6 protein-coding genes are annotated in these 7397 nt (G+C 37.3%); all 6 read left to right on the forward strand.

Annotation, left to right across the window (positions count from 1 at the left end; all coding sequences use genetic code 11):
* Positions 1 to 193 precede the first annotated feature (193 nt).
* The 6 genes from HW423_RS08980 (at position 194) to HW423_RS09005 (ending at position 7294) form a co-directional block, all read left to right on the forward strand.
* Positions 194 to 1534: an MBL fold metallo-hydrolase gene (locus HW423_RS08980; RefSeq protein ID WP_218931578.1), complete on the forward strand. Its 1341-nt coding sequence runs from the start codon at positions 194 to 196 to the stop codon at positions 1532 to 1534.
* A gap of 12 nt (positions 1535 to 1546) precedes the next feature.
* Positions 1547 to 3136 (forward strand): bifunctional metallophosphatase/5'-nucleotidase, encoded by a 1590-nt coding sequence (locus HW423_RS11445; RefSeq protein ID WP_218931579.1) that lies wholly within the window; start codon positions 1547 to 1549, stop codon positions 3134 to 3136.
* A gap of 94 nt (positions 3137 to 3230) precedes the next feature.
* Entirely contained in the window at positions 3231 to 4271 is a 1041-nt protein-coding gene (locus HW423_RS08990; RefSeq protein WP_218931580.1) for an ABC transporter ATP-binding protein, read from the forward strand.
* Positions 4264 to 5160 carry a carbohydrate ABC transporter permease gene (locus tag HW423_RS08995; protein WP_218931581.1) on the forward strand — a complete coding sequence of 299 codons (897 nt, stop codon included), beginning with the start codon at positions 4264 to 4266 and terminating at the stop codon, positions 5158 to 5160. The genes HW423_RS08990 and HW423_RS08995 overlap by 8 nt, the downstream gene beginning before the upstream one ends.
* Positions 5161 to 5162: 2 nt before the next feature.
* Entirely contained in the window at positions 5163 to 5984 is an 822-nt protein-coding gene (locus tag HW423_RS09000) for a carbohydrate ABC transporter permease (protein WP_218931582.1), read from the forward strand.
* Between the two features lie 29 nt (positions 5985 to 6013).
* Complete coding sequence (locus HW423_RS09005; protein ID WP_218931583.1) at positions 6014 to 7294, forward strand: ABC transporter substrate-binding protein; 1281 nt, start codon at positions 6014 to 6016, stop codon at positions 7292 to 7294.
* The last annotated feature ends 103 nt before the right edge of the window (positions 7295 to 7397 follow it).

A 7397-nucleotide genomic window follows, 5' to 3' on the forward strand; every position in this document is an offset into this window, starting at 1 on the left:
AAGTTAAATAAACAAAAAAATGTCGAAACAACTAGATATAGTTGCTTCGGCTTTTTTTCTTAGACTTTTGTTGGCTTGATTAATACTAATAGATTTTAAATTATCGTCTTCTCATATATTAAATTTTTATTTGTCTTTTCACTTTAGATAGTGCTAGAATACTTTTAGACCTAAGATAAAGGAGTTATTTTGAATGAATCACAAAACAATTATGGAATTTCATGGGGGCTTAGATACGATCGGCGGTAATATAATCTCGCTAGTGTACAATGGCTATCGTATTATTACAGATTTTGGGGCAGTTGTTGGTGTTGATATTAATGAATTAGCATATCAGAAAAATACGCAAGCATTATATGATGACAATAAATTGCCTAAAATTGATGGTCTATTTAGACAAGAAGCTTTAGAAGATAATTCAACATTGAGTTATGAAGCTTCAGACTTAAAAACGATTGTATTAATTTCACATCTACATTTGGACCATGTGGGGAGCTTGGCTCATTTACATCCGGATATTCCTGTCTATGCAACCGAGACAGCGGTTGCTTTATATCATTCGTTGAACAAGCACGAATTTCTACCGGACTATCCAGTAAATTGGACACCAGTAAAACCCGGTGAGACGATTGAACATGGTGAGTTTTCAATTACTTTTCATCTAAGTGATCATGATACGGAAGGGGCGGCAAGTATCTTTATTAAAGCTCCTGATGTTAAAGTAATTTACTCAGGAGACTTGAGATTAAGTGGTTTCCATCCGGAAAGAGTGATGGAGACAACAATTAAAGCAAAAGCTTTCCAACCAGATATCTTATTACTTGAGGGAACAAGTTATAGTTTCAGCGAAACGATTGAACCATCTGCCCTTGAAAAGGCATTAGAACCACTGATTGAACGCTTAGGCAGTCACACAGAATTTGGCTTAATGCGAGACGTACGTGCTTTAATTAAAGACTCAGATAAATTAGTAGCATTTAATGGTTATCCACAAAATGTGGATCGCGTGGTTGAATTAGCGCATTTATTCAATGAGTATAAACGCACATTTGTACTGCAAGCGAGTCTATATAATCTAGCATTCGAATATGTCAAAGACTTAGATCATGTCGCTCCTTTAGCAACGGAAGATGCGAGCTTCGGCGTGACTGTCCAACAAATTCAAGCAAATCCTGAACAGTTCGCAATTCAAGTGGACGAATTTACTTACGAGCAATTATATGATTTACCAAAAGGGATTTTACTTCATTCAAATGGTGTTCCTTTAGGATTATTCATGGAAGGTTATGAAACTTATATTCGTGGCTTACACGATAACGGTTGGCGAGTGGTTGATGCGGGTGTGTCAGGACATGCTTCTAAAGAAGATTTATTAGCGGTTGCCTACACAATTAACGCAAAAGTCACCGTTCCTTGGCACACAAAATTGCCAGAACTATACAGTGAAGCCCTTGAAACGTATGGAGTTACAACTTGGTTACCTGAATATAACAAGCAATATTCCATCGATTCAATGAAGGAACTGAGTAAGTAGAGGAGAGATAAAGTGAGTCAACAAGTTATTAGATTAATTGTAACAAGCGATACCCATGGGCATTGGTTAAATCAACCAGATAATCCAAAGGCATCTTTATTCAATACCGCAACTTGTATTAAAAATTTAAAAGCCAAAGAGGCTGATGTGACTTTAACGATAGATCTAGGAGATTTTATCCAAGGGTCATCTTTTGCAACCTACTTGAGCCAAGAACGTCAAGACGGAAGAGTTATTTCTCGTGCGATGAATGCGATTGGTTATGATTATCAATTGATTGGGAATCATGAATTTAACTTTGGGCAAGATTATCGCGACCAGATAATTGAAGATTTGAATGCGGATTTACTTGTCAGCAATATTATTGATGATGCGACGGGCAAACCATTTTTAGGAAAACCGTATGATCTCATTGAACAAAATGGCATCAAGATTGGTATTGTAGGAGTAACAACTTCTTATATTCCAAACTGGGAATTGCCTGCCCATTATGAGGGGTTGCGATTTGAGGATGCCTTTGAATCCGCTAAGTATTACGTTGAAATAGTGCGTGACCAAGTGGATGTTGTCATATTAGCGTATCATGGTGGTTTCGAAAGAGACTTAGTCACTAAGGAACCTTTAGAAGAATTAACGAAAGAAAACCAAGGGTCTGAAATGTTGGCGGGTATTGAAGGGGTTGACGTCTTATTAACAGGTCATCAACACCGCGAGTTGAATCAACAAGTGGGCCAAACTTACGTGATTCAACCTGGCTATGCCGGTGAAATAGTAGCTGAAGTCGAAATTGAATTAACGGATAATCAAGAGATTTCAGGAATAAACGGTACACTTCATAATACGTCTCAATGTGAGGTTAACCAAGCAGTTAAAGCTGTCATGGAACCTGAAATTACTGATGGAAATAATTGGTTGAATACCGTATTAGGTGTCGCACCTTTAGAACAAGTGACTACAAGTCCAATTGATGCGCGTCTGAATGGCCATCCTTTTATTGAATTATTAAATCAAATTCAATTCGATGAAACAGGGGCTGATTTTAGTTCTGTGGCTTTAGTTAATAACGCTTTTGTAAATTTCCACGGTGAAATTACGAATGAAATTTTATTAAAGAGCTATCCTTTCTATAATTTAATCGCTAAAGTGAATGTCACGGGTAATGATCTATATGAGGTCATGGAATTCAACTTACAATACCTAGAAGTAAACGCTCAAGGTAATATCCATGTGAATCCAGAATATGTTGAACCTAAACCAAGACATTATAACTTTGACGTCTATAGTGGAATGACTACAACCGTTGATATGACACAACCTGTTGGGCACCGTGTGACTAGTATTGTCGATGATCGAACTGGAGAAAAGCTGGATAAAAATGCTACTTACAGTGTGGCCTTATCTCAATACCGAGCAGTCGGTGGGGGTGACTTTAAGTGGTACGGTAAAGAAAAAATTGAATCAATCTCAAATATTGATATCGCGACGTTAATGAAAGATGCTTTAGGCAATTATACTCAAGAAAAATGGGACTATATTAATTCAAATTATCAGCATCTCAAATGGGATCCTAAATTAGATATTGCTGATATGGGTAATTTATGAGAATAATTAAGATACGATTATTTTACATAAAATTTACAAAAAATTTACAGTAGCTTGATATACTAAAATAACTTGAGAAGGATGAGGTGTCAGTATGCAAGTAAGATTTGAAGACGTAACGCTGAAATTTGGGGATAGAACGGTTTTAGACCGTATTAATTTCACCCTGCCTAGTAGCGAATTAATTTCATTTTTAGGCCCAAGTGGTAGTGGGAAATCAACCACATTGTATCTCATATCTGGTTTGTTAGATGCAACTGAAGGAAAAATCTACTTTGACGATAAAGAGGTCACGAATTTAGACCCAGTTAAACGGGGGGTTGGTTTAGTATTTCAAAACTATGCGCTTTATCCACATTTAACCGTCTTAGAGAATATTATGTTCCCTTTAAAAATGGCTAAAGTGAGTAAAAAGGAACGACGTCGCATCGCCACTGAAATGGCGGAGTTAACTAAGATCGGCGATCAACTAGATAAATACCCACGTCAATTATCCGGTGGACAACAACAAAGGGTAGCGATTAGTCGTGCCTTAGCGAAATCACCGTCAATTCTATTAATGGATGAGCCATTAAGTAACTTGGATGCGCGTTTACGTATTGAAATGCGTGAAGAAATTCGCCGTATTCAAAAAGAAACGGGTGTCACAACCGTGTTTGTAACCCATGACCAAGAAGAAGCTTTAAGTATCGCAGATCACGTTATGGTCCTAGACGATGGGGAAATTCAACAAATGACAGATCCTGTTACTTTATATGAAGACCCTAAAAACTTATTTATTGCGAAATTTATTGGGTCGCCAATTATTAATATTTTTACAAAAGAATCGCGTTCTATCAATAAAGAACACTCATTCTATAATAAAGACTGGTTCCACTTTGGAGTTCGTCCAGAACATCTAGTTATAGCTAATGAGAAATCACACTTATTAAGTGCAACAGTTGAACGTATCGAACGTGTTGGTAAGGACATCAAGATTCATTTAATTAATGACAGTGAGAAATTCATTGTTTCGGATGTCGATACTGAAGGCTTAAATGTTGGCGATACAATCTACTTTAATGCTGATGAAGCAAACACTTTATACTTCGATATAGAAGGGAATCGCCTGGAAAGCAGGGATAAAGATGAATAAGAAGGCAACAGTAAAAAGTACTTTAGTCTCTTTGCTTTATTTAGCACCAGCCATTATTTTTATTGGTATTTTTACGATTTATCCAATCTTTAAATCGATTGATATGAGTTTTTATACAGACTTTAATATCTTCTCGGGTGAGATTAATGCTCGTGGGATGGATAATTATCATGAGTTACTCACTGACCCTGAGTTCTTCAAAGCTTTAAAGAACACAGCGATTTATGTTATTGGTGTAGTACCTGCATCGATTATTATATCTTTGTTTGTAGCTGTATTACTGAATTCAATTCCTAAATTCCAAGGCTTCTTCCGTTCTGTTTACTTCTTACCTTTTGTAACGAGTACGGTTGCAATTTCAGTAGTTTGGAGTTGGCTTTACCACTCTAGATATGGCTTAATTAACTATATCTTAGGACTCTTTGGTGTTGATGCCATCAACTGGCTAGGAGATCCTGATAACGCGATGATAGCCGTTATTATCATGGCGATTTGGAAGGGGTTAGGTTTTAACATTCTGCTTCTATTAGTTGGTTTAAATAATATTAGTGATAATTATTATCGCGCTGCTAAAGTTGATGGAGCAGGAGTTTGGGCGAGATTTACAAACATTACTATTCCACTCTTAAGACCGACATTGTTCTTATTGTCAGTTGTTGGAACGATTAATTCATTTAAAGTGTTTGATGAAGTTTTTGCTTTATTCAATGGACGACCTGGACCGGTAGGCTCAGCAACGACTGTTGTTTATTATCTATTTAGAAAATTCTACGAACAATTCGATTATGGTGTCGCTGCGGCATCCGGAATTGTCTTATTCTTAATTGTACTTGTGATAACAATCATTCAATACCTTGGTAATCGGTATTTTGAGAAGCGAGGTGGGTAAGCATGAAAAAATTCTTACAATTATTTTCAATTTATTTAGTGCTTTTTCTAGGCGGTATCTTGATGGTGTTACCATTCTTCTGGATGGTGTCAACCAGTTTGAAATCAGCTGGTGAAGCGATTGCGATTCCACCGGCCCTTTTACCAAGCAATTGGTTGTTTTCAAACTATGAAGAAGCGCTTGAAGCAGCGCCGTTCGCTCGTTATTTCGTAAACAGTGTGATTGTCACGGTGGCTTCCACTGCGGGTGAATTATTTACTAGCATATTGGCAGCTTTTGCCTTTGCTAAACTTAAATTTTGGGGTAAAGATTTAATATTTATAATATTGTTAGCTACGATGATGGTCCCAGGTGAATTGATGACCATCCCGAACTTTGTTACTTTGGCAAATTGGGATTTAATTAATACTTATTGGGCATTAATCATCCCTTGGTTAGCGAGTGTATTCTCAATCTTTACTCTAAAGCAGTCGTTTGAATCGATACCAGATGCTTTATATTATTCTGCGAAAGTGGATGGAAGTAGTGACTGGCGTTTCCTTTGGGAAATGATGGTACCACTGTCTCAATCATCGATTGTCGCGGTGATGATATTGAAGGTGATCGGAAGCTGGAACTCATTCATGTGGCCACTGATTGTTACAAATGATACAAGTTTACGTACATTACCTGTCGGACTTCAAGCATTTACAACAGAAGCGGGTACGCAATTTGAGTTATTAATGGCTGCCTCAACGATTGTTATTGTTCCTATGGTTATCATCTATCTATTGTTGCAACGTTACATTATTCAAGGTATCTCAAACTCTGGACTAAAAGGTTAGTCAATATATCCTCAGGAGGGAATTATTTAATGAAGAAATTTAAATTAGCAGTTGCTGCTTTAGCGGCATCAGTATCAGTAAGTGCATTTGCACCATTCACTGCCCAAGCACAAGAAGAGCCAGTAGAAATTACTTTCTGGCACGCAATGAACGGTCCACACCAAGACATGATCACTGAATTAGTTGAAGGATTCAACGGTTCACAAGACCAATATGTTGTTGTTGAACAAAACCAAGGTGACTACAGTACTTTACAACAAAGTATCATGGCATCTGGTGTGTCTGGTGACTTACCAACAATGTCTCAATTAACAAACTCAAATACACCTGATTACCGTGATCAAGGTTTATTAACGCCATTAGACGCTTACTTAACAGAAGAAAATGGTTGGACGGACGAGTTAAAAGACGGAATCTTTGAAGGGTTCATGACTGGTGTTACTTATGATGATGGAATCTATGCAATGCCATTCTCAAAATCAGTTCGTTTAATGTTTGTTAACCAAGATCTATTAGACGAAGTTGAAGCAGAAATTCCAACAACTTGGGCTGAAGTTCAAGCTTTAGGTGAAGCTCTTGACGAAGCTGGTTTAGAAGAAGAAGCAATGGGATTAGAAAACTCTATCTCAATGGAAGTTGAAACAATGGCTCGTCAAAATGGTGCAACTTGGATTTCTGATGATTTAACAGAAGTTGAAATTGCTTCAGAAACTGCCACTGAACCTGTACAATTCATTAAAGATTTAATTACTAATGGACATGCACGTCAAGCTGGAGAAGACGGATACATGTCAGGTCCATTCTCACAAGGTGCAAGTGCATTATACATCGGATCTTCAGCTGGTTTAGCACACGTATTACCAGGAATTGAAGAAAATGGAATTAACATGACTACAGCTGAAATTCCAGTATTCAACGATGGTGAAAACTTAACTTTATTCGCTGGTAATGATTTAGGCGTATTTGAATCAGCTTCAGAAGAAGAACGCGCTGGTGCAGCTGCATTTTTAGCTTACTTATTAGAAGGTGAAAATACAGCTAAATGGGCAATTGGAACTGGTTACTTACCAATCACTCAAGCAGGATTAGATTCTGACTTATGGCAAGACTACTTAGCTGAAAACCCACTTGTAGAAGCGGCTTCAGCAGAGTTAGACTACGGTCAATCACAAGTTCCTTATGTAGGATCTTCAGAAGTATTCAGTGAAATCGAATTAGCTTTAGAAAATATTATGATTAACGACGCTGACGTTCAAGCTGAAATGCAAGGAATCGAAGACTTAGTTAAAGGACATCTTGGAGTAGAGTAATCTACTATCCACAACAATAGAATAGATAACAAATACACCCACTGAAACTTTAGTGGGTGTTTTTTTGCTTTTAGGATTATGAATCTTAGGTATTTGGCTCTTC

Origin of the sequence: Ruoffia halotolerans (assembly GCF_014049385.1) — a bacterium.
Taxonomy (GTDB): Bacteria; Bacillota; Bacilli; order Lactobacillales; family Aerococcaceae; genus Ruoffia; species Ruoffia halotolerans.